This window comes from Actibacterium lipolyticum (genome assembly GCF_900184935.1).
Classification (GTDB): domain Bacteria; phylum Pseudomonadota; class Alphaproteobacteria; order Rhodobacterales; family Rhodobacteraceae; genus Actibacterium_A; species Actibacterium_A lipolyticum.
In genome coordinates, this window is sequence record NZ_FXYE01000001.1 from 461,035 (window position 1) to 481,984 (window position 20,950).

Annotated in this window: 23 protein-coding genes; 12 read left to right on the forward strand and 11 right to left on the reverse strand. The window is 57.6% G+C overall.

From position 1 onward, the window contains the following. The 8 genes from COL8621_RS02270 to COL8621_RS02305 form a co-directional block, all read right to left on the reverse strand. Complete coding sequence (locus tag COL8621_RS02270; RefSeq protein ID WP_093965707.1) at positions 1-936, reverse strand: 2-hydroxyacid dehydrogenase; 936 nt, start codon at positions 934-936, stop codon at positions 1-3. Further along, positions 933-2,078 (reverse strand): rod shape-determining protein RodA, encoded by a 1,146-nt coding sequence (rodA, locus tag COL8621_RS02275; RefSeq protein ID WP_093965708.1) that lies wholly within the window; start codon positions 2,076-2,078, stop codon positions 933-935. Before rodA ends, COL8621_RS02270 begins: the two co-directional genes overlap by 4 nt. Next, positions 2,075-4,018 (reverse strand): penicillin-binding protein 2, encoded by a 1,944-nt coding sequence (gene mrdA, locus COL8621_RS02280; RefSeq protein ID WP_093965709.1) that lies wholly within the window; start codon positions 4,016-4,018, stop codon positions 2,075-2,077. The genes rodA and mrdA overlap by 4 nt, the downstream gene beginning before the upstream one ends. Further along, entirely contained in the window at positions 4,015-4,554 is a 540-nt protein-coding gene (locus COL8621_RS02285; RefSeq protein ID WP_093965710.1) for a hypothetical protein, read from the reverse strand. The genes mrdA and COL8621_RS02285 overlap by 4 nt, the downstream gene beginning before the upstream one ends. Beyond that, complete coding sequence (mreC, locus tag COL8621_RS02290; RefSeq protein WP_093965711.1) at positions 4,551-5,462, reverse strand: rod shape-determining protein MreC; 912 nt, start codon at positions 5,460-5,462, stop codon at positions 4,551-4,553. Before mreC ends, COL8621_RS02285 begins: the two co-directional genes overlap by 4 nt. A gap of 35 nt (positions 5,463-5,497) precedes the next feature. Next, entirely contained in the window at positions 5,498-6,535 is a 1,038-nt protein-coding gene (locus COL8621_RS02295) for a rod shape-determining protein (protein ID WP_093965712.1), read from the reverse strand. A 233-nt stretch (positions 6,536-6,768) separates the two neighbouring features. Continuing rightward, the gene (locus COL8621_RS02300) at positions 6,769-7,365 is read right to left on the reverse strand and encodes a VPLPA-CTERM sorting domain-containing protein (RefSeq protein ID WP_093965713.1); all 597 of its coding nucleotides are present in this window, start codon (positions 7,363-7,365) and stop codon (positions 6,769-6,771) included. Between the two features lie 183 nt (positions 7,366-7,548). Further along, a complete protein-coding gene (locus tag COL8621_RS02305; protein WP_093965714.1) occupies positions 7,549-9,102 on the reverse strand; it encodes a 2-isopropylmalate synthase in 1,554 nt (517 codons plus the stop codon). A 265-nt stretch (positions 9,103-9,367) separates the two neighbouring features. Here COL8621_RS02305 and COL8621_RS02315 point away from each other — a divergent pair, with 265 nt between their 5' ends. The 12 genes from COL8621_RS02315 to COL8621_RS02370 all read left to right on the forward strand — a co-directional run bounded on the left by COL8621_RS02315 (position 9,368) and on the right by COL8621_RS02370 (position 19,007). After that, positions 9,368-10,033, forward strand: a complete 666-nt coding sequence (locus tag COL8621_RS02315) for an SDR family NAD(P)-dependent oxidoreductase (protein WP_093965716.1) — start codon at positions 9,368-9,370, stop codon at positions 10,031-10,033. A 76-nt stretch (positions 10,034-10,109) separates the two neighbouring features. Further along, complete coding sequence (aroA, locus tag COL8621_RS02320; protein WP_093965717.1) at positions 10,110-11,462, forward strand: 3-phosphoshikimate 1-carboxyvinyltransferase; 1,353 nt, start codon at positions 10,110-10,112, stop codon at positions 11,460-11,462. Then, positions 11,459-11,860 (forward strand): GFA family protein, encoded by a 402-nt coding sequence (locus tag COL8621_RS02325; RefSeq protein WP_093965718.1) that lies wholly within the window; start codon positions 11,459-11,461, stop codon positions 11,858-11,860. Before aroA ends, COL8621_RS02325 begins: the two co-directional genes overlap by 4 nt. Continuing rightward, entirely contained in the window at positions 11,857-12,465 is a 609-nt protein-coding gene (locus COL8621_RS02330; RefSeq protein WP_093965719.1) for a (d)CMP kinase, read from the forward strand. The genes COL8621_RS02325 and COL8621_RS02330 overlap by 4 nt, the downstream gene beginning before the upstream one ends. A gap of 244 nt (positions 12,466-12,709) precedes the next feature. Next, entirely contained in the window at positions 12,710-14,392 is a 1,683-nt protein-coding gene (gene rpsA / locus COL8621_RS02335; RefSeq protein ID WP_093965720.1) for a 30S ribosomal protein S1, read from the forward strand. Between the two features lie 268 nt (positions 14,393-14,660). Beyond that, on the forward strand, positions 14,661-14,942 hold the full coding sequence (gene ihfB, locus COL8621_RS02340) for an integration host factor subunit beta (RefSeq protein ID WP_093965721.1): 282 nt from the start codon (positions 14,661-14,663) through the stop codon (positions 14,940-14,942). A 13-nt stretch (positions 14,943-14,955) separates the two neighbouring features. After that, positions 14,956-15,318, forward strand: coding sequence for a lipopolysaccharide assembly protein LapA domain-containing protein (locus COL8621_RS02345; protein WP_093965722.1), 363 nt, complete (start codon positions 14,956-14,958; stop codon positions 15,316-15,318). Positions 15,319-15,328: 10 nt separating this feature from the next. Further along, on the forward strand, positions 15,329-15,976 hold the full coding sequence (locus tag COL8621_RS02350) for a phosphoribosylanthranilate isomerase (protein ID WP_093965723.1): 648 nt from the start codon (positions 15,329-15,331) through the stop codon (positions 15,974-15,976). Between the two features lie 76 nt (positions 15,977-16,052). Further along, complete coding sequence (gene trpB / locus COL8621_RS02355) at positions 16,053-17,291, forward strand: tryptophan synthase subunit beta (RefSeq protein ID WP_093965724.1); 1,239 nt, start codon at positions 16,053-16,055, stop codon at positions 17,289-17,291. Positions 17,292-17,499: 208 nt separating this feature from the next. Continuing rightward, positions 17,500-17,925, forward strand: a complete 426-nt coding sequence (locus COL8621_RS18945; protein WP_141137807.1) for a PepSY domain-containing protein — start codon at positions 17,500-17,502, stop codon at positions 17,923-17,925. A gap of 109 nt (positions 17,926-18,034) precedes the next feature. Further along, positions 18,035-18,430 (forward strand): PepSY domain-containing protein, encoded by a 396-nt coding sequence (locus tag COL8621_RS19065; RefSeq protein ID WP_176438416.1) that lies wholly within the window; start codon positions 18,035-18,037, stop codon positions 18,428-18,430. Positions 18,431-18,488: 58 nt separating this feature from the next. Then, complete coding sequence (locus tag COL8621_RS02370) at positions 18,489-19,007, forward strand: helix-turn-helix transcriptional regulator (RefSeq protein WP_093965725.1); 519 nt, start codon at positions 18,489-18,491, stop codon at positions 19,005-19,007. 7 nt (positions 19,008-19,014) lie between these two features. Here the strand turns inward: COL8621_RS02370 and COL8621_RS02375 are convergent, their stop codons facing one another. The 3 genes from COL8621_RS02375 to COL8621_RS02385 all read right to left on the reverse strand — a co-directional run bounded on the left by COL8621_RS02375 (position 19,015) and on the right by COL8621_RS02385 (position 20,861). Then, positions 19,015-19,398, reverse strand: coding sequence for a DUF2237 family protein (locus COL8621_RS02375; RefSeq protein ID WP_093965726.1), 384 nt, complete (start codon positions 19,396-19,398; stop codon positions 19,015-19,017). A gap of 23 nt (positions 19,399-19,421) precedes the next feature. Further along, positions 19,422-20,105: an aminoacyl-tRNA hydrolase gene (pth, locus tag COL8621_RS02380; RefSeq protein ID WP_093965727.1), complete on the reverse strand. Its 684-nt coding sequence runs from the start codon at positions 20,103-20,105 to the stop codon at positions 19,422-19,424. Between the two features lie 111 nt (positions 20,106-20,216). After that, positions 20,217-20,861 (reverse strand): 50S ribosomal protein L25/general stress protein Ctc, encoded by a 645-nt coding sequence (locus COL8621_RS02385; protein ID WP_093965728.1) that lies wholly within the window; start codon positions 20,859-20,861, stop codon positions 20,217-20,219. Between the last annotated feature and the right edge of the window lie 89 nt (positions 20,862-20,950).

Genomic DNA, 20,950 nt, shown 5'->3' on the forward strand with positions numbered 1-20,950 from the left:
TCAATACCCTTTCGCGCGATCGACCAGAAACAAGAACGGCTCGCCTGCTTCGCCACGGCGGATGTTTTCTGCGATGACTTGCGACGCCGTGGCGGGCCGAGTTTCAGATGCAATATGCGGCGTGACCGTCACGTTGGGATGCGCCCAAAATGGATGTTCGCCCGGAAGGGGTTCTTGGCGGAACACATCCAGCGTTGCATGGGCGATGTGGCCCGCGTTCAGCGCGGCAAGCAAGGCATCATCGTCAATCAACGCCCCACGTCCAGGGTTGATGACCACACCGCCCTTCGGCATCAGCGCCAGCCGCTCGGCGTTCAGCAGGTTTGCGGTCGCGTCCGTCAGGGGTAGTAGCAGAACCACGATTTCTGCCTGACGCAGCGCTTCGGCAAGCCCATCGTCACCGCTTAGGCAGGTAAGGCCGGGGATGTCTTTCTGGCTGGCGCTCCAGCCCACGACGTTGAACCGCAGGGCGGCCAAAGCTTCGCCGCAGGCACGGCCAAGGGCGCCCAAGCCCAGAATGGTAACCGTGCGATCCCGCGCCAAAGGGGGCACCACGGGGTTCCACGCACTGTCTTGTTGGGTGATCTGCGCATCCATCCCAAGGTGGTGTCGCAAGACATGGCCAGTGACCCATTCCACCATGCCTTCTTCCAGCCCGGCATCGACCATGCGGCACAAGGGCTGCGTTAGCGTCTGGTTGCCGACCACCTGTTCGACCCCGGCCCAAAGGTTCAGTACGGCCTTGCATCGCGTGAACGGGGAAAAGTCGCTGACCGTCCCGTTGGGGGCGAAAACGATATAATCCATGATTTCGGGTGAATCGGTTTCAGTGAACAGATCAACCGCCAACCCTGCATTGGCAAAGGCATCACGCAGCGGGTCCTGATACTGTTGCCAACGGTATTCATTGGCCGCAAACAAAACGTTCAGGGTCATCTTCCCCTCGGCCGGTGAATATGGGCGCTTTGGATCAGCCCGAAGGCCACCATCAGAACCAGCATGGCCGAACCGCCATAAGACACCAGCGGCAAAGGCACACCCACAACCGGGGCCAGCCCCATCACCATCGACATGTTCAGCGCGAAGAACAGGAAGAACGTGGTGGAAATGCCAAGGATCAGCAGCGACGAGAACCGATCTTTGTTCTGAAGCGCCGAGGCGATGCAGAACAGTATGATAAGCGCATAAAGCACCAACAGGGAAAACGCGCCGACAAAGCCGAACTCTTCGGCCAGTGTGGTGAAGATGAAATCGGTGTGCTTTTCAGGCAAGAAGTTCAGCCGGCTTTGCGTTCCCTGCATGAAACCTCGGCCCGACCATCCGCCAGACCCCAACGCGATTTTCGACTGGGTAATGTGGTACCCTGCACCAAGAGGGTCGGTGGATGGGTCAAGGAACGTATCAATCCGCCGGTACTGATAATCCTTTAGCAACTGCCACGGCGTGTCGCGCGACATAAAGACCCCGGTTACCAGCCCAACCCCGATGGCAGCGACGACCGCGAAGTAAAGCCAGTGAACCCCGGCGGCAAACATCACTGTTGCCCCACCGACCACCAACAACAACGCGGTTCCAAGGTCCGGTTGGCGCAGCACCATGAAGGTTGGCAACAGGATCAGGCCAAGCGGGATCAACACAAACAGTGGGCGGGATACTCGTTTCACGTCCAGCCAATCGTAATAGGCGGCAAGGATCATCACGAGCGTGATTTTTGTAAGCTCGGACGGCTGCAGGCGCATAAATCCAAGGTCGATCCAGCGCTGGGCGCCCATGCCGACCGCACCAAAGAATTCGACCAACAGCAGCAACAGGATGGACAGCGAAAACGCCAGTGCCGCCATGTTTCGCCAGAACCAGATCGGAACGAAGGCCACGAAAAACATCGCGGCAACGCCCATACCAAACCGTTTCATCTGAGGTTCGGCCCAAGGTGAGAATGACCCACCGGCGACCGAATATAGCATCATGAACCCAACGCCCGCGACTGCGGCCAGCAACAGGAACAGCGCCCAGTTCAAAAACAGAACTTTGCGTAGGCCCGTTGGGACGGTTTTGACGTTGTATTCAAGATAACTCATGCGCGGCTCCGCCCTGTTGGGGCCGCTTCGGGGGCGCGCAGGGGCAGATTGTCGAACAGTTCTCCGATTTTGCCCCGCTGGTTCTGCGGATAGGCGGCCAGTGGCGGGACATCGCCATAAAGCGCCCTCAGCGCTATGTCGCGCGCGATAGGGGCCGCTGCGGTGGATCCGCCGCCGCCATGCTCCACCACCACCGAAACGGCGATACGCGGGTCCTTATAGGGCGCAAAAGACACGAACAGCGCATGGTCGCGCCGTTCCCAAGGAAGGTCTTCGTTGCGGGAAACGCCGCGCGCGCGTTCTGCGGCGGTAATGTTTCGCACCTGACTGGTTCCGGTCTTGCCCGCCATCTGCATTTCATCCACGGCGACTCGGGTTTTATATGCCGTGCCGCGCCGATTGTTCGAAACAGAATACATGCCCCGCCGGACATAGTTCAGCAAGATGGGGTTCACATCCAGCGTGTCGCCACCACCGCTGGGTTGTTCCACACCGTCAATGGATTTGATCAGCCGTGGCGTGACGGTGCGCCCGGTGGCGATCCGCCCCGTCATAACTGCAAGCTGAAGCGGAGAGGCCAGAACAAAACCCTGCCCAATTGCTGCGTTCAGCGTGTCGCCCACAACCCAATCTGCACCACGCGCGCTGGCCTTCCACGCCTTCGTCGGCATCAACCCTTCGGCCACCGCAGACATGGGAATATCGTGGCGCGTTCCCAGACCAAGCCGCCGTGCCATGGCGCTGATCTTTTCGATGCCCACCCGCCGGGCGATATCGTAATAGTAAACGTCGCACGACTGTTCGAGGCTTTTGTTCAGGTTCACATGGCCGTGCCCGCCGCGCTTCCAGCAGTGGAACCGCCGTCCGCCGCTTTCCAGATAGCCGGGGCACCACACCGTTTCGTCCGCCGAAATAACCCCGTCTTCCAACGCGGCCAGTGCGGTGACCATTTTGAAGGTCGATCCGGGGGGATAGGTGCCCTGCACCGTTTTATTGGCAAGGGGGCGGTAGATGTTTTCGGTCAGCTCTCGGTAATCGGGAACGGAAATGCCGCGCACGAATTTGTTTGGATCGAACGTAGGTGCCGACGCAATGCCAAGCACGTCGCCTTCGGCCAGATCCAAAACCACGGCAGCCGCACTTTCGCCCGACAGGCGGGCCTGCATGAAGTTTTGAAGGCCATGATCAATTGAAAGCTGAACGTCGGCCCCGGCCTGCCCGGGGGTCCGGTCCAGTTCACGGATGACACGGCCAACGGCGTTGACCTCAATCCGCTTGTTGCCAGCCTTGCCGCGCAGCATATCCTCCATCTTCGCTTCGGCGCCGGTTTTGCCGATCTGAAAGCGGGGGATTTGAAGGACGGGGTCGGGGTTTTCCAGTTTGCCCAGATCATAGTCAGACACCGGGCCGACATAGCCAACGATATGCGCGAAATCCGAACCCATCGGATAGGTGCGCGACAGGCCGACCTCGGGCGTGACGCCGGGCAGGGCAGGGGCGTTAACCGCAACCTCGGCCACTTCTTCCCAGCTTAGGCGATCAGCAATAGTGACGGGCACAAACGCGCTGCGGCGTTTTATTTCCTTCAAGGCGCGTTCGATATCTTCGTCGCTAAGCCGAACCAGGCGCGAAACTTTGGCAAGGGCCTGTTCCACATCCCCTGCATCCTCGCGAACGATCACGATCCGATAGTTTTGTTCGTTTTGTGCAAGTGGCTGCCCGAATCTATCGAATATCAGCCCCCGTGTGGGCGGAATAAGACGAATGTTGATCCGGTTTTCTTCGGCTAACAGGCGGAACTGATCGGCCTGATCAACCTGCATGTACCGCATCCGCAGCGCCAAAGCGGTCATGAACGAAACCTGCGCACCACCAAGCAATAAGGCCCGGCGCGAAATCTTGCGCGCGCTTTCTTCGACGTCTTTTGGCGAATGCTTCATCGTTGCATCCTTTGCGTGTCCATCTCTGCCTTGGTCAGACGGCGGAGGTTGAAAACACTTCGGCACAGGAAAACGACAGCGGGATAGACTGCGACTGTCATGATCGCCTGAACGAACGCCATCGCAGGGCGCGCGTGATCCACGGCCAACAGGTTCAGGACCAGCACATATGCCGTCGTGATTGCGCCGATGACCACAGCGGTAAACGCCCATTCCGCAGGAAACGAAAGCTCGGTCGAGGTGTTGTGGCGGCTGCGCAGAAATTCACCCCCGCCCAGTGCCAAAGCGGTCCACAATCCCGGAGGGCGCATAAGCAGCATATCAGCGGTCAGGAACACACCGGCGAAAAGCAGGGGCGGCAGATAGTCGGGGCGCCGCTGAAGCCACGCAAAGGCAAGGCAAAGCAAAAGGTCCGGGCCGGGAACGCGACTTGGCATCGTGCTGAGCGGTAACAGTTGAAGGAATAAAAGTGCGGCCGCCAGAAGCACGAACAAGACGCGATGGATGGCGCGATCTGATGTGACGGGGTCAATCATTCCGTGCCCTCGGCCGCTGAAAGATCGGTCGTCATGGGCGGGCCAATCGGGCTGGGCGCGACAAGCCCCCCGGTATCGCCGATCACCTCGTTTCCGTGACTGCGCAGAACCCTTAGGAATTCCAGACGCTCATAGTCGGCCGCCATCCGTACGCGAATGCGCCGATCCGCGCCAAGGGCAATTTGCCCGACAAGCAAACCTGCGGGAAAGACACCACCGTCGCCAGACGAAACAACCTGATCGCCCGGGCGGATTGCATCAGGGTTTTCCAGAAACTCAATCGGCGGCGCAGCGGTGTTGTCACCCGCCAAGATGGCGCGCTGCCCCGACGGTAGGATAGTCACCGGAATGCGGCTGTTCGAATCCGTCAACAAAATCACACGCGCGCTGTTTTGCCCGACGCCCGAAATGCGACCCACAAGGCCAAGCCCATCGGTCGTGGCCCAGCCATCGATGATACCGTCGCGCGCGCCAACGTTCAGAAGCACCGATTGGTGAAACGGCGATCCGCTGTCTGCCAAGACCACCCCGGTGATATAGGTCAGTTGCGGGTCCAGCCGCACCTTGTTCAGGTCCAGAAGCTTTGCGTTTTCCTGCTCCAGCTGCAGCGCGGCCTCTTTCCAAGCTTTCATCTGGCGCAATTCGCGGCGCAGTTCTTGGTTCTGTTCGTAAATGCGGGTGTAGGACTGAAAGTCATCAACCATACCGGCGACCTTTGTCACCGGCGTCAGCGCCCAGTCGAAGGACGGTACAATTGCGTCAACCAGTGCCGCGCGGAACCGTTCAACACGCGGGCTGTCGATGCGCCAGATTAGAAACAAACCCGTCAGGCAAAAGCACAGCACGCCGATCACGATATTTCGGATCGGGCGCATATAGTCCGCTTGGTTGTTTCTGTCTCTTGCCACGTCGGCCTCTCTTCAGGCGCGGGCGGGGCGCGCTGTTAGCTGTCGTAATCTATGACATGACGGAGTTGTTTTTCATACTCCAGCGCTTTGCCCGTACCCAAGGCAACACAATTCAGTGATTCATCAGCGACCGAAATCGCCAATCCGGTCTGTTCACGCAGGGCCAGATCAAGTTCACCCAGCAACGCACCACCACCTGTCAGCATAACACCGCGATCCACGATATCGGCTGCAAGGTCTGGTGGGGTGGCTTCCAGCGCGGTCATGACGGCTTCGCAGATTTGCTGAACCGGTTCGGCCAATGCTTCGGCCACTTGTGCCTGATTAATCTCAATTTCCTTCGGAACGCCGTTCAACAGGTCGCGCCCGCGAATCTGCATCGACGCACCGCGGCCATCGTCGGGCATCCGAGATGTCCCGATAGAGGTCTTGATGCGTTCGGCCGTTGCCTCACCAATTAACAGGTTTTGCTGACGGCGCAGGTAGGAAATGACGGCGTCGTCCATCCGGTCGCCACCAACACGAACGGAACGCGCATAAACGATGTCGCCCAGCGAAAGAACCGCAACTTCGGTCGTGCCGCCGCCGATGTCGACAACCATGTTGCCGGTCGGGTCGGTGATGGGCATGCCTGCACCAATCGCCGCTGCAATCGGTTCGGCAATCAGGCCCGCGCGGCGTGCACCAGCCGACAGAACCGACTGACGGATCGCACGTTTTTCAACGGGGGTCGCGCCGTGTGGAACACAGACGATGATTTTTGGTTTGGTGAAGGTCGTGCGCTTGTGAACCTTGCGGATGAAATATTTGATCATCTCTTCCGCAACATCAAAGTCGGCAATTACGCCTTCACGCATCGGGCGGATCGCTTCGATGCTGCCGGGCGTCCGGCCCAGCATCAGTTTTGCGTCTTCGCCAACAGCCAGCACTTGCTTGCGGCCATCTTTAACGTGAAACGCAACCACGGAAGGCTCGTTCAGGACAATCCCTTTGCCCTTGACGTAAACCAGCGTGTTTGCCGTCCCAAGGTCGATCGCCATGTCAGACGAAAACAAACCACCAAATGCCGCCATGCAAGCGTTCCCGTTTCCAATGCCTTTGCCTCGACTCTAATGGTCAAGGGCCGAATTGCCTTATAGGCGGCGCGTGGGCATAGCGTAAAGGGGGGCGCGGACGCAAATCAGCGCAATTCTGCCACAATTGGTGGATGGCGAACGAAAGCGGCAGAACCGATGTCGCCCGATGGGCTTTCGATTCTGCCGATTCATTTCCAAAGGGCCGTGTTTTTCGGCCGCTTGATATTCTGTTAGGCGTTCTTACGACGTGACCGACGACGCGCTGCCGCAAACAGCCCCAGACCGCCCAAAAGCAATGGCGCAGTCGCAGGAAGCGGTACAGCCGCAACCGTCAGCGCCAGATCATAGCGAAGGCGGAAGCCATCTTCTTCCGACGCGGTGCCGCCGAAAATGGATACGCTGTAAGTCCCCTCTCCGAGGCCGGCGTAGAATGAGCCGCCATCGTTGAAGTCATAGTAATCAACCGCAAGCACTGTGGTCAGCGAAGCATCGGTGATCGCTACATAGTAAGTTGCGTCTTCCGGGTGATCGCCGAAGCCAATCACACTGACAGTCGTCAGAAGCTCATCAGGACCAATAGAGAAGATCAGGCTATCCTGAGTATCCCCAAGATCTACAGCGTCCGAGTTGCAAAGAATACCAGTGCCCAAATCTTCGCACTCGCCCCGGATTTCACCGGTGATGGTATTCAGGCCAAGATCAAGCGTCCCAATGCTGGATGCGGTCGAAAGACCATCCGCAAGATCCGGGGGTTCAGTTACGGTAACAGCAGAAGCGGGTACCGCGAGGCAGCAAAACACTGCAAAAGAAGCGAAAATATTTCTCATTATTAAGTACACCTTTTATAAGGCAATACCGGGTCTCAAAACCCAGCAAACAACACACTACGGACACGCAGCCCGTAAATCGAGCATTCCATTGCCCCGAAAATGTCATGGTTTCGCCGAGTCGGTCAACCCAAAGTTAACGTTGGGTCGACCTCTGGTTGCAGCTGCCTGTTTTTTGGGCGTTTAGGAGGCCATTGGAGCAGGCTTTGTCTTTTCTCTGCGAACAATCAGGTTGTTAAGCGCATTAATGTAGGCTTTCGCAGAGGCAACGACCGTATCGGTGTCAGACGATTGGCCCGTCACAATTTTGCCATTTTCTTCCATCCGAACGCTAACGGTTGCCTGCGCGTCGGTGCCTTCGGTCACAGCGTGCACCTGATAAAGTTGCAGGCGCGCGTCATGCGGAAACAACGCGCTGATCGCGTTAAAGGTGGCGTCTACTGGGCCATCGCCCTGAGCGGTGACTTGGTGGTCTACACCGTCAATCGTCAGGGTCAGATCCGCGGACTGAGGCGCCTCAGTTCCGCAAATAACCCGCAGAAATTTCACTTGCAGATAGCCGTGGCCCACGTCCGAGGTGCTGTCGGTCATCAGCGCGATAAGGTCGTCGTCAAAGACTTCTTTCTTACGATCCGCCAGCGCCTTGAAGCGAACGAACACGTCCTTCAGCTGATTATCGGCCAGTTCATAGCCCAGATCACGCAGCTTGGCGCGCAGGGCGGCACGGCCCGAATGCTTACCCATCACCAGATTGGTTTCGGACAGGCCCACATCCTCGGGGCGCATAATCTCGAACGTTTCGGCGTTCTTCAGCATGCCGTCTTGGTGGATGCCGCTTTCATGTGCGAAGGCGTTCTTACCGACGATGGCCTTGTTATACTGAACCGGGAACCCAGAAACCGAGGCGACCCGGCGGCTGATGTTCATGATCTTGGTGGTGTCGATGCCGGTTTTGAATGGCATGATGTCATTGCGCACTTTCAGCGCCATCACCACCTCTTCCAGTGCGGTGTTACCGGCGCGTTCGCCCAGACCGTTGATCGTGCATTCGATCTGGCGTGCGCCAGCTTCGACCGCGGCAAGGCTGTTGGCGGTCGCCATGCCCAGATCGTTGTGGCAGTGGGTGGAAAAGATGATCTCATCCGCGCCGGGGACTTTTTCGATCAGCATCCGGATCAGATCGGCGCTTTCGCGCGGGGCGGTATAGCCGACGGTGTCGGGGATGTTGATCGTCGTCGCGCCTGCCTTGATGGCGATTTCCACGACGCGGCACAGGTAGTCATGTTCGGTCCGCGTGGCATCCATCGGCGACCATTGCACGTTGTCGCACAGGTTGCGGGCGTGGCTGACGGTTTCATGGATTTTATCCGCCATCTCGTCCTGCGTCAGGTTCGGAATGGCCCGGTGCAGCGGCGAGGTGCCGATAAACGTGTGGATGCGCGGCTGGGCGGCGTGTTTCACAGCCTCCCAACAGCGATCAATGTCACCGAAAGCGGCGCGCGACAGGCCGCAGATCACGGAATTGACCGAGTTCTTGGCGATGTCGGATACGGCGGCAAAGTCACCCTCAGACGCGATGGGGAAGCCAGCTTCGATGATATCAACGCCCATTTCGTCAAGCATGGTGGCAATTTCCAGCTTTTCGTCATGGGTCATCGTTGCGCCGGGGCTTTGTTCGCCATCGCGCAGGGTTGTGTCAAAAATCAGGACTTGGTCCTGTTTGGCTGAATCGGTCATGTTGGTATCTCTCTCTTAGTCCTTAGCTGCGATATGGCGCTGGATACCCCTGAGCGGTCGCGCCGATGGCACGCTCAGAGGCAGCTAAGAAGAAGAAGCGCACGGGGGCAGAGGGCCCGCAAAGCGGCCCCGCGGCAATTGGTGATATGCTGTTCCCGTGTCATTACGGCGAAATATACGCGCCGGATTGGAAAATGAAAGCCGAAATTGTTGGTTTGACGGCAGGAATGGTGCCGCTAGGTGATGGAGGGCATCAGGGGGCCCTATGAAAACGGCATTGATCATCGGAGAGAGCGGTGGAATTGGCGGCGCATTGGCGGGCGAATTGCGGGCGCAGGGCGTATCGGTCACCGGTCTTTCGCGCAGTCGCGATGGGTTGGATGTAACCGACGAGGAGTCCGTCGTCACCGCGTTGGGTGCATTGGATGGCCCGTTTGATTTGATCGTCGTCGCCACCGGCGCGTTAGAGGTTGCCGGCCAAGCCCCTGAAAAATCCATAAAGGCGCTAAGCCCCGCAGCGATGATGGATCAGTTCGCGGTTAACACCATCGGCCCCGCGATGATCCTGAAACACGGGGCGACTCTGTTGCCGCGTGACCAGCGGGCGGTTTTCGCGGTTTTGTCTGCGCGGGTGGGTTCCATCGGTGATAACCGGTTGGGCGGGTGGTATTCTTATCGTGCTGCAAAGGCTGCAGTGAATCAGGTCGTCCATACCGCCGCCATCGAAGTGGCCCGAACGCATCCGCATTCAATCTGCGTTGCGCTGCACCCTGGCACGGTGGCCACGGATTTTACTGCCAAGTATCTGGGCCGAAACCCTGCTGTTGCACCTGATACGGCCGCGAAGAACCTGATCGGGGTGCTGGGTGGGTTAAACCCAGCCGACACGGGCGGCTTTTTCGATTGGGCCGGAAAGCCCGTTCCTTGGTAAAAGTCAAATGACGGTGGACCGTCTGCGGTGGTTTCGGTAAGGCTCTGGCAAACGCAGAACCGAAGGAAAACGCCCCATGTCCGGCCATGGCGACCCCATTCCAATGACCGCCCTCAAATCCGCCCCCCTTAAAGGTGTGGCCGAAGTGCCGGGCGATAAGTCCATTTCGCACCGGTCGCTTATCCTTGGCGCGATGGCCGTGGGGCAAACCCACATCACCGGCCTTCTGGAAGGTGGCGACGTTTTGGATACCGCCAAAGCCATGCGCGCCTTCGGGGCAGAGGTCACGCACCTTGGCCAAGGGGAGTGGACGGTAAACGGTGTGGGCGTCGGTGGTTTCGCCGAACCCGAGGACGTGATCGATTGCGGCAATTCGGGCACCGGTGTGCGGTTGATCATGGGCACGATGGCGACTTCGCCAATCACCGCGACCTTCACGGGCGACGCATCGCTGCGGGGCCGCCCGATGGGCCGCGTGACCGACCCAATCGCACTTTTCGGTGCTGAATCTTATGGCCGCAAAGGTGGGCGCCTGCCGATGACGATCGTGGGTGCGGCTGATCCGATCCCGGTTCGCTATACTGTGCCGATGCCGTCCGCGCAGGTGAAATCGGCGGTTCTGTTGGCAGGTCTCAACGCGCCGGGCCAGACCGTTGTTATTGAAAAAGAGGCAACGCGCGATCACACCGAACGTATGCTGACCGGCTTTGGCGCAGAGATTGTGACCGAAGACACCGACGAAGGCCGCGTTATCACCCTGACCGGCCAGCCAGAGCTTAAGCCGCAAACCATCGCCGTTCCGCGGGATCCGTCGTCCGCCGCGTTTCCTGTGTGCGCCGCGTTGATCGTCGAAGGGTCTGACGTGTTGGTGCCCGGTATCGGCCTGAACCCAACTCGCGCGGGTCTGTTCACTACGCTTCAGGAAATGGGCGCGGAACTGACCTTCGAAAATATGCGCGAAGAGGGGGGCGAGCCTGTGGCCGACCTGCGCGCGCGCTTCTCGGACAACATGCAAGGGATCGAGGTTCCACCGGAACGCGCCCCTTCGATGATTGACGAATACCCGATCCTGTCGGTCGTCGCCTCGTTCGCGAACGGCAAGACAGTAATGCGCGGCGTGAAAGAGCTGCGCGTGAAGGAAAGCGACCGGATCGATGCCATGGCCCGCGGGCTGGAATCATGCGGCGTGACCATTGAAGAAGACGAAGACACGCTGATCGTTCATGGCATGGGCGCAAACGGCGTTCCCGGTGGGGCGACTTGTGCCAGCCATCTGGATCACCGCATCGCGATGTCGTTCCTGTGTGCCGGCATGGCCGCGCAGAACCCGATTTCGGTGGATGATTCCAGCCCCATCTCGACTTCGTTCCCTGTGTTCGAACCGCTGATGGAAAGGCTGGGCGCCAGCTTTACCCGGGTAAACAAATGAAAACCGGAAGCTGCCTTTGCGGCGCTGTGCGCTATCAGGTGACGGGGCCAATGCGGCCCGTCATCGCCTGTCATTGCGTTCAATGCCGCAAAAGTAGTGGCCACCACGTTGCCGCCACATCCGCCCCCCGCGATGATGTGATGATCGAAGGAGAGGTGACTTGGTACGCCTCTTCCGATGAAGCGCGGCGTGGGTTTTGTGGCACTTGCGGGTCGCAGTTGTTCTGGGATGGGCCGGGCAAAAACCTTTCGATTTTTGCCGGAACACTGGACAACCCAACGGGGCTAACCCTTGCCGGGCACATTTTTTGCGCCGACAAAGGGGATTACTACGATATCGCCGACGGCACGCCGCAGTCCGAAGGTGAGGACCCTAACATGACGACGCAGGTAAAATGAGCTTCACGATTGCAATTGATGGCCCCGCCGCAGCGGGCAAAGGCACGATTTCCAAAGCGGTGGCCGCGCATTTCGGCTTCGGGCATCTGGATACTGGGCTTTTGTACCGTGCCGTGGGCCGCAAAACTCTGGATGGAATGCCCGCCATCCAAGCCGCGCAATCGCTAACGGCTGACGATCTTAAGGCAGATGACCTGCGCACGGGGCACGTTGCCCAAGCAGCATCCAAAGTGGCGTCTATCCCCGAAGTGCGCGCGGCATTGGTTGATTTTCAACGCGCGTTTGCACGCCGTTCGGGCGGTGCTGTTCTGGATGGGCGCGACATCGGCACGGTGATCTGCCCCGACGCCGAAGTGAAGCTGTATGTCACCGCATCGGATGAGGTCCGGGCCGAACGGCGATATCTGGAGCTTTCGGCCAACGGCCATGCCGTAACCCGCGAAGGCGTTCTGGAAGATCTGCGCGAACGCGATGCACGCGATAGCGAACGCGCGACGGCCCCGCTGAAACCAGCCGACGATGCATATCTGGTCGATACATCCGGCCTAAGTATTGATCAGGCGATTGCGGCGGCGATTGCGGCTGTTGATCAGGTCAAACGATAGCTGCGGCAATGTTTCCGGCCCCTTTACGCGGGTTTTCGCCTTCTGCGCTTGATATACTAAGAAAAACAGTCTAGTTACGCGCCCGTCGACAAGGCGGTTAAGCCATACACAAGACGTGAGCAGGGTCTGGGGATTTCTCCGGCCCTTCGTGTTTTTTGGTGGTGCCGTTCAATGACCAACCCAAAGACCGGCGGAGACAACCGCGTGGCCAGCAAAATCGTTATGTAAAGGAAACTGAGACCACATGGCTCAAAACACATCGATGGAGGAATTCGAAGCCCTCCTGCAAGAAAGCTTCGAAATCGACACTCCGGACGAAGGTTCGGTTGTCAAAGGTCGCGTGATCGCTATCGAAGCGGGTCAGGCGATCATCGACGTTGGCTACAAAATGGAAGGCCGCGTTGAGCTTAAAGAATTCGCAAATCCTGGCGAAGCTCCTGAAATCGCAGTTGGTGACGAAGTTGAGGTTTTCCTCGACCGCGTTGAAAACGCACGTGGCGAAGCTGTTATCAGCCGCGACAAAGCGCGCCGCGAAGAAGCTTGGGACCGTCTGGAAAAAGCATACGCAGACGATGCACGCGTCGAAGGCGCGATCTTCGGCCGCGTCAAAGGCGGCTTCACTGTCGATCTGGGCGGCGCAGTTGCGTTCCTTCCTGGTTCGCAGGTTGACGTTCGCCCAGTGCGTGACGCTGGCCCACTGATGGGTCTGAAGCAGCCGTTCCAGATTCTGAAAATGGACCGTCGTCGTGGCAACATCGTTGTTTCGCGTCGTGCAATCCTTGAAGAATCGCGTGCCGAACAGCGTGCCGAAGTTATCGGCAACCTGACTGAAGGTCAGGCAGTTGACGGTGTGGTTAAGAACATCACCGAATACGGTGCGTTCGTTGACCTGGGCGGCGTTGACGGCCTTCTGCACGTCACCGACATGGCATGGCGCCGTGTGAACCACCCATCCGAGATCCTGGCGATCGGCGAAACCGTTAAGGTTCAGGTCATCAAGATCAACAAAGAAACCCACCGTATCAGCCTTGGCATGAAGCAGTTGCAGGACGATCCGTGGGATGCTGTCGAAGCCAAATTCCCGCTGGAATCGGTGCACATGGGCCGCGTGACGAACATCACCGACTATGGCGCATTCGTAGAGCTGGAGCCGGGCGTCGAAGGTCTGGTTCACGTTTCCGAAATGTCTTGGACGAAGAAGAACGTTCACCCTGGCAAAATCGTTTCCACCTCGCAGGAAGTGGAAGTTATGGTGCTGGAAATCGATACCGCCAAGCGCCGCGTTTCGCTGGGTCTGAAGCAGACCATGCGTAACCCATGGGATGTGTTCGCAGAAACGCACCCCGTCGGCACCGAAGTCGAAGGCGAAGTCAAGAACATCACCGAATTCGGTCTGTTCATCGGCCTCGACAACGACATCGACGGTATGGTTCACCTCTCCGATCTGTCTTGGGATCAGCGCGGCGAAGAAGCCATTCAGGACTACCGCAAAGGCGACGTTGTCAAAGCGATTGTTACTGAAGTCGACGTTGAGAAAGAGCGCATCTCGCTCTCCGTTAAACAGCTGGGCGGCGATCAGTTCGCAGAAGTTGTCGACGGCGTTAAGCGTGGTTCGATCATCACCGTTGAAGTGACCGCAATCGAAGAAGGCGGCGTCGAAGTGGAATATGAAGGCATGAAGTCCTTCATCCGCCGCTCTGACCTGTCCCGTGACCGTGCCGAGCAGCGCCCAGAGCGCTTCCAGGTTGGTGACAAGATTGACGTTCGCGTAACTAACGTTGATTCCAAAACGCGCCGCCTTGGTCTTTCGATCAAAGCACGCGAGATCGCAGAAGAGAAAGAGGCAGTACAACAGTACGGTTCCTCGGACTCCGGTGCATCGCTTGGGGATATCCTTGGCGCGGCGCTGAAAGGCGACGAAGAGTAAAATCGCCCGAATCGGCGAAGCGAACGGCCCTGCATCGCGCGGGGCCGTTTTGCGTTTTGGCCCGAATTCGTCTGGGTTTGGGTGTGCAAAGTCTGCAAAGCACCGGCACATGACCGCCGATTTCGCATCCCTGCGTTGAGTGCGCCTGCGTTTTTCCAGCTTTTCCAATGCTTTCTGTTTCTCACTCTGAAAAACAGGCCTATAGTCAAACGGCTCGTACAACCTACAAACGCGCATTTTTTAACGCTGAACGGGGGGACTGTTTTTTATGATCCGATCAGAATTGATTCAGAAGATCGCGGATGAGAACCCGCATCTTTACCAGCGCGATGTTGAGCGCATCGTGAACACGATTTTCGAAGAAATTATTGACGCAATGTCGCGGGGCGACCGGGTGGAACTGCGTGGTTTTGGCGCTTTTTCCGTTAAAAAACGGGATTCCCGCACCGGACGGAACCCACGGACAGGTGAGTCCGTTGAGGTTGAAGAAAAGTTCGTTCCGTTCTTTAAGACAGGTAAGCTTTTACGCGACCGACTTAACGGCAAATGAACGGACCTATCTGATGTTTCGGTATCTTCGGTATCTTTTTCTTGTGGCCCTTGGGCTGTGTTTGATCGTTGTTGCGCTGGCAAATCGTGACATCGTGACCCTTAGCCTGCTGCCCGAGAGCATGGCGACCTTTGCTGGTATCGACTGGAAAATCCGGATGCCGCTGTTCCTGGTGATCTTTGGCGCGATTGTCGCAGGCCTATTGATCGGTTTCGTTTGGGAATGGCTACGCGAATCTCGTCAGCGCGCCGAAGCTGCGCGCGCCAAGCGCGAGGCCGCAAGCCTTGGCCGCGAAGTAAAACGCCTGAAAGCCAAACCCGCAGCAGAGCAGGACGATGTTCTGGCGCTGCTTGAGGATGGCGGCAAGGCGGGCTAAACCGCCTGTTATGGGACCGAAAGACATCAGAGTTAAGATTTGCGGCCTGTCCGAGTCGGCGCATATTGATGCGGCGGTCGCGGCTGGTGCGACCTATGTTGGCTTTGTGTTTTTTCCCAAATCGCCACGTAACGTCAGCATTCAGCAGGCGCGCAGCCTTGCCGCTGCGGTGCCACCGGGTGTGGCAAAGGTCGCACTGGTTGTGAATGCCGATGACGCGCTGCTGGATCAGATCGTCGCCGCCGTTCCGCTGGATATGCTGCAACTTCACGGAAGCGAAACGCCGGAACGCGTGGCAGAGGTGAAGGCCCGATATGGCCTGCCAGTGATGAAGGCTGTCGGTGTCGCGGATGAAAGTGATTTACCACAGCTTGTGGAATATGGCCGCGTGGTTGATCAGTTGTTGGTCGATGCCAAACCGCCGAAAGGCGCGGACCTTCCGGGCGGTAACGGGCTTTCCTTTGATTGGCGGTTGATTGCGAACCGGCGCTGGCCGGTGCCGTGGATGTTGGCCGGCGGGCTGACCCCCGAAAACGTCGCCTTGGCGATTCAGATGACGGGCGCCAAGCAGGTCGATGTCTCTTCCGGGGTGGAAAGCGCGCCGGGGGTAAAAGACCCTGATCTGATCGCGAAATTGATCGCCGCGGCTAAAGGCTGATAAATCGCACTGCCATCGGCTTTACCGCGCCCTACATAGGCATTAAACGCGGATAGGACTGAACGGGAGACGCACGATGGCCGAAGATCTTTTCAACAGCTTCATGAATGGCCCTGATGAAAATGGCCGTTTCGGCGATTTCGGCGGGCGCTTTGTATCCGAAACGCTGATGCCGCTGATCCTGAGCCTTGAGGAAGAATACGAACGGGCCAAGACCGACCCGACCTTTTGGGCGCAGATGGACGATCTGTGGAAACACTATGTTGGTCGCCCCAGCCCGCTTTATTTTGCCGAACGTCTTACCGAACACTTGGGCGGCGCTAAGATTTATCTGAAGCGGGACGAACTGAACCACACCGGCGCCCACAAGATTAACAACGTTCTGGGCCAGATCCTGTTGGCGATGCGTATGGGCAAGACCCGGATCATCGCCGAAACCGGGGCAGGGCAGCACGGCGTGGCCACGGCCACGGTCTGCGCGCGCTTCGGCCTGAAATGCGTCGTCTATATGGGCGCGCATGATGTAGAGCGTCAGGCGCCCAACGTGTTCCGTATGCGGCTGTTGGGGGCCGAGGTTGTGCCGGTAACATCCGGGCGCGGCACGTTGAAGGATGCGATGAACGATGCGCTGCGCGACTGGGTGACCAACGTGCACGACACGTTCTATTGCATCGGTACGGTTGCTGGCCCGCACCCTTATCCGGCAATGGTTCGCGATTTCCAGTCGATCATCGGCAAAGAAGTGCGTGAGCAGCTTCAGGAACACGAAGGCGAGGGCCGCTTGCCCGACACGCTGATCGCAGCCATCGGCGGCGGTTCCAACGCGATGGGGCTGTTCTTTCCGTTCCTTGATGACAAATCCGTCAATATCATCGGCGTAGAGGCCGGCGGCAAAGGCGTGAACGAAAAGATGGAACATTGCGCATCGCTTACTGGCGGTCGCCCAGGTGTGCTGCATGGCAACCGGACCTACCTTTTGCAGGACGATGACGGGCAGATTTTGGAAGGCTTCTCTATCTCTGCGGGTCTCGATTACCCCGGCATCGGGCCAGAGCATTCCTGGCTGCACGATACAGGCCGTGCCGAATACGTTTCCATTACCGACAAAGAGGCGCTGGAGGCGTTCCAGCTGAGCTGTAAGTTGGAAGGGATCATTCCCGCCCTGGAACCGTCGCACGCCTTGGCACATGTCACCAAGATCGCGCCTGATCTTCCGTCTGACCATATCATCGTGATGAACATGTGTGGCCGTGGCGACAAAGACATATTCACGGTTGCCAAGCACCTTGGCTTTGACATGAAGACCAGCGACTAAACCGTCGCCTGTTTTAGATGGAAGGCCCCGCAGGAAACTGCGGGGCCTTTTTGCATGGGTTTGTAGAAAGACCGCCAAAAGCATTCATAAACTTTGGTTTATATATGTGTTTCTAAACTTTCGGAGAATGGGAACCGGCCGCACGCATTGCTTTGTATTTCCCAACGGCCATGCACAGGGTTTTGGTCGGGCTTGGAAAGGAAAGACAATGAAACTTACAAATTTTGCCGCTGCCTCTGCCGCTGCTATCCTGCTTGCAACGACAGCGCTTTCGCAAACCACCAACGATGATGTCTTGGATGGTATCGTGTCTGAACTGGCCAAAGAGGGCTATTCGCGTATCGAAGTAAAACGCAGTGCCACCCAGTATAAGATCGAAGCGACCGGCGCGACGGGCAAAGTAGAGCAGGTATACGATGCCAATGGCAATCTGCTGAAAGAAGAGATCATCGTGGACGGCCAAAAGATCGAGCGTGTCTATGACGCCGACGGCAACGTTACGAAAGAAGAAGTCGAAGATTACGACGACGACGACGATGATGACGATGATGATGACGACGATGATGATGATGACGACGATGATGATGATGATGATGACGACGACGACGATGAGGATGATGAAGACGACGACTAAAGCGAAGTCCGTGCAAAGCGGCCTTGCGGCTTGACGTCACGTTGTTCCCGCGCCCACCCTTCGCGATGTTGAAGGGTGGGCGCACTGTCGCCCCAAACTGGTGAAAAGGATGAAACGCAGAACGCTCCTTACATATGCTGTTGCGATGGTTTTCTGGGCTGGTGCCGCGTTTGCATCGGGTCTTCAAAACCGCGTCATCGAACAACTGCGTGCCCAAGGGTTCACGCAATTCGAAGTCAGCCGCACCTTTCTTGGCCGAACTCGGATCGAGGCAAAGAAACGAGGATGGGAGCGAGAGATTATCATCAACCCTCGTACCGGTGAGATTCTGCGCGATTACTGGGAACAAGAGGGGGAGGATGACGAACCACGGCTATTCGATCCATCCGATGATCATTCGAGAGAGTCAGACGATGATGACGACGATGATGAGGATGATGACGACGAGGAAGATGAGGACGACGAAGAGGACGAGGATGACGACGACGAGGAGGATGACGATTGATGTTTCAGCCTCGTTGCCAAGCTAAGGCCGATCCGCTTTTGAACAGAAAGAAAAGCGTTTGAAAGATAAGGCCGTCATTATCGTCATTCTTGTGGTTCAAGCCATCTGCGCGGTATTTTTCGTGTCGGACATTGCGTTGACCGTGGTCGGTTATCGAACGACACCGATCAGCTGGCAAACCCGCGAATTTCTTGAAGTTGGTGCCGCCGTTGGCCTGTTGTTGGGTGTCGTCCTAGGCGCGATCGCCCTGCGCTGGGCGATGCAGCGCTCTGATAGGTACAAGCAACAGCTTCGGGTGGCCTCTGGTGCTTTTGCAGAGCTGTTGCAGGATCGTTTCGATGACTGGGCCCTGACGCCAGCTGAAAAAGACGTGGCGCTTTTCGCAATCAAGGGCCTTTCAACCCATGAAATCGCAGCGGTTCGCAACACTTCGGAAGGGACGGTGAAGGCGCAAACCAACGCGATCTACCGAAAGGCAGGGGTAAGTGGCCGCCCTCAACTGCTAAGCCTGTTTATCGAAGACCTGATGGGCGACGCGCTTGTCGAAAGTCCCGTGATCAGCCAGCAAGAGGGTTAGTTTAAACCTATCTAAGGATCGGCTGAGCGTATTCTTTCAGTACGTCAAGCGGCACCACCTCTAACGCCCTTGCGTGGGTTGAGGAAAGCTTAACATTCGGCGCACAGCCTTCGTCATGCGCCTGCATGAAGCGTCCGGCACATAGGCACCACTGATCGCCAGGGCGCAGCCCTGGAAAGCCAAATTCAGGATTGGGCGTGGACAGGTCATTACCCACGTATTTGGAAAACGCCAGAAACTCTGCGGTCATGATGGCGCAGACCGTGTGGCTGCCGTGATCGTCGGAGCAGGTATTGCAGTGTCCGTCGCGAAAATATCCCGTGACAGGGTCGTTCGAACAGGGTGCTAAGGTTTCGCCTAGAACGTTCACATTCGGATCTCTTTTAAGCATCGTATGTCCCTATGTTGGGGCGCTTACTTAAAGCGGTCAGCCAATCGTTGAAGCGGGTTGCGTGTGTCCTTCGCCGGTGGTTCGGGTGTTGCTTGCGGTTTCGGGGCCGGGTCTTTCGGCGTGGTTTTCGATGAACGGGGCGGTGCCACGCGCAGCGCGACTGCGTTCATAAAGCGCCCGGTGTCGCCATCGGCCAAGGCAGGCGCGCCGTCGCTGATGCCGCGAATAAGGTCATCCAGCCAGTTTTGGTCAGCCTTGGCAAAATCGTTCAGCACATAAGACGCGACCTTATCCTTATGGCCGGGATGCCCGACGCCCAGACGTACACGGTGATAGCTTTCGCCGATATGGCCGTGGATAGAGCGCAGGCCGTTATGCCCGGCATGCCCGCCGCCAGTTTTGACGCGGCATTTGCCGGGGGCCAGATCCAACTCGTCGTGAAAAACTGTCACATCGTCGGGGGTCAGTTTGTAAAAGCGCAAGGCTTCGCCCACCGACTGTCCGGACAGGTTCATAAAGGTTTCAGGCTTCAGCAGAAGCACCTTTTCGCGGCCCAGACGGCCTTCGGCAATCACGCCCTGAAACTTTGTGCGCCACGGCGAAAACCCGTGATCTTCGGCAATACGGTCCACAGCCATAAAGCCGATATTGTGCCGGTTGCCCGCATATTTCGCGCCGGGGTTCCCCAGCCCTACGAAAAGCCGCATCCTGCGCCTCCTGCTGTTAACTTGCCTTTAACTAGGCACAGTATTGCAGGGTCGCAAACAAAAACGCGAGGCCAAGGCCCCGCGTTTTCAATTTCGATCAGAGGTCGGGGATTACTCCTCGGTGCCCTCTTCAGCTGTTTCTTCGCCTTCGGCCTCTTCTTCGTCAGCGCCAGCAGAACGCAGGCCGGACGGAGCAGAGATGTTCGCGATCACGAAGTCACGGTCGGTGATCATCGGGCGCGCGCCTTCTGGCAGCTTGATGTCGGAAATGTTGATCGTGTCGCCAACGTTCAGGCCTGTCAGGTCAACTGTAAGTGTCTCAGGGATATCACCCGCAGTAACTTTCAGTTCGACTTCTGGGCGTACAACAGTCAGAACGCCGCCTTTTTTCAGACCGGGCGCAGCCTCTTCGTTGACGAACTCAACAGGGATGAAGAGGTTGATGCGCGACGTACGGCGCAGGCGCATGAAATCAACGTGGATTGGAAGGTCTTTGACCACATCACGCTGCACACCGCGACAGATTACGCGCACGTCTTCCTGACCTTCAACCTTCAGGTTGAAAAGGGTCGAAAGGAAACGGCCAGCTTTGAGGCGCTTCAGCAGTTCGTTGAATTTCAGGTTAATCGCGATTGGCTCTTCGCCGCCGCCATAAACAACACCTGGAACAAGTTCTTCACGACGAGCTTGACGAGCGGCCCCCTTGCCTGTCCCCGCACGCGCCGTGGCGTTCAGATCTGGAATTTCTCCAGCCATGATAATTCTCCATAATAAAAGGGCATCCTCCAAGGGTGTATGCCCGGTTGAACGCGCGCGTATAGGCGAGAATCCCGCTTTTGGGAAGA

Bases quoted from the DNA above. Each gene is read 5' to 3' on its own strand.
- mrdA (WP_093965709.1), bottom strand. From the start codon at position 4,018: ATGAAGCATTCGCCAAAAGACGTCGAAGAAAGCGCGCGCAAGATTTCG.
- COL8621_RS02300 (WP_093965713.1), bottom strand. From the start codon at position 7,365: ATGAGAAATATTTTCGCTTCTTTTGCAGTGTTTTGCTGCCTCGCGGTA.
- COL8621_RS02350 (WP_093965723.1), top strand. From the start codon at position 15,329: ATGGGACCGAAAGACATCAGAGTTAAGATTTGCGGCCTGTCCGAGTCG.
- pth (WP_093965727.1), bottom strand. From the start codon at position 20,105: ATGCGGCTTTTCGTAGGGCTGGGGAACCCCGGCGCGAAATATGCGGGC.
- aroA (WP_093965717.1), top strand. From the start codon at position 10,110: ATGTCCGGCCATGGCGACCCCATTCCAATGACCGCCCTCAAATCCGCC.
- COL8621_RS02305 (WP_093965714.1), bottom strand. From the start codon at position 9,102: ATGACCGATTCAGCCAAACAGGACCAAGTCCTGATTTTTGACACAACC.
- COL8621_RS02315 (WP_093965716.1), top strand. From the start codon at position 9,368: ATGAAAACGGCATTGATCATCGGAGAGAGCGGTGGAATTGGCGGCGCA.
- COL8621_RS02385 (WP_093965728.1), bottom strand. From the start codon at position 20,861: ATGGCTGGAGAAATTCCAGATCTGAACGCCACGGCGCGTGCGGGGACA.
- COL8621_RS19065 (WP_176438416.1), top strand. From the start codon at position 18,035: ATGAAACGCAGAACGCTCCTTACATATGCTGTTGCGATGGTTTTCTGG.
- COL8621_RS02375 (WP_093965726.1), bottom strand. From the start codon at position 19,398: ATGCTTAAAAGAGATCCGAATGTGAACGTTCTAGGCGAAACCTTAGCA.
- trpB (WP_093965724.1), top strand. From the start codon at position 16,053: ATGGCCGAAGATCTTTTCAACAGCTTCATGAATGGCCCTGATGAAAAT.
- COL8621_RS02345 (WP_093965722.1), top strand. From the start codon at position 14,956: ATGTTTCGGTATCTTCGGTATCTTTTTCTTGTGGCCCTTGGGCTGTGT.
- COL8621_RS02330 (WP_093965719.1), top strand. From the start codon at position 11,857: ATGAGCTTCACGATTGCAATTGATGGCCCCGCCGCAGCGGGCAAAGGC.
- rpsA (WP_093965720.1), top strand. From the start codon at position 12,710: ATGGCTCAAAACACATCGATGGAGGAATTCGAAGCCCTCCTGCAAGAA.
- COL8621_RS18945 (WP_141137807.1), top strand. From the start codon at position 17,500: ATGAAACTTACAAATTTTGCCGCTGCCTCTGCCGCTGCTATCCTGCTT.
- rodA (WP_093965708.1), bottom strand. From the start codon at position 2,078: ATGAGTTATCTTGAATACAACGTCAAAACCGTCCCAACGGGCCTACGC.
- COL8621_RS02285 (WP_093965710.1), bottom strand. From the start codon at position 4,554: ATGATTGACCCCGTCACATCAGATCGCGCCATCCATCGCGTCTTGTTC.
- COL8621_RS02325 (WP_093965718.1), top strand. From the start codon at position 11,459: ATGAAAACCGGAAGCTGCCTTTGCGGCGCTGTGCGCTATCAGGTGACG.
- ihfB (WP_093965721.1), top strand. From the start codon at position 14,661: ATGATCCGATCAGAATTGATTCAGAAGATCGCGGATGAGAACCCGCAT.
- COL8621_RS02270 (WP_093965707.1), bottom strand. From the start codon at position 936: ATGACCCTGAACGTTTTGTTTGCGGCCAATGAATACCGTTGGCAACAG.
- COL8621_RS02295 (WP_093965712.1), bottom strand. From the start codon at position 6,535: ATGGCGGCATTTGGTGGTTTGTTTTCGTCTGACATGGCGATCGACCTT.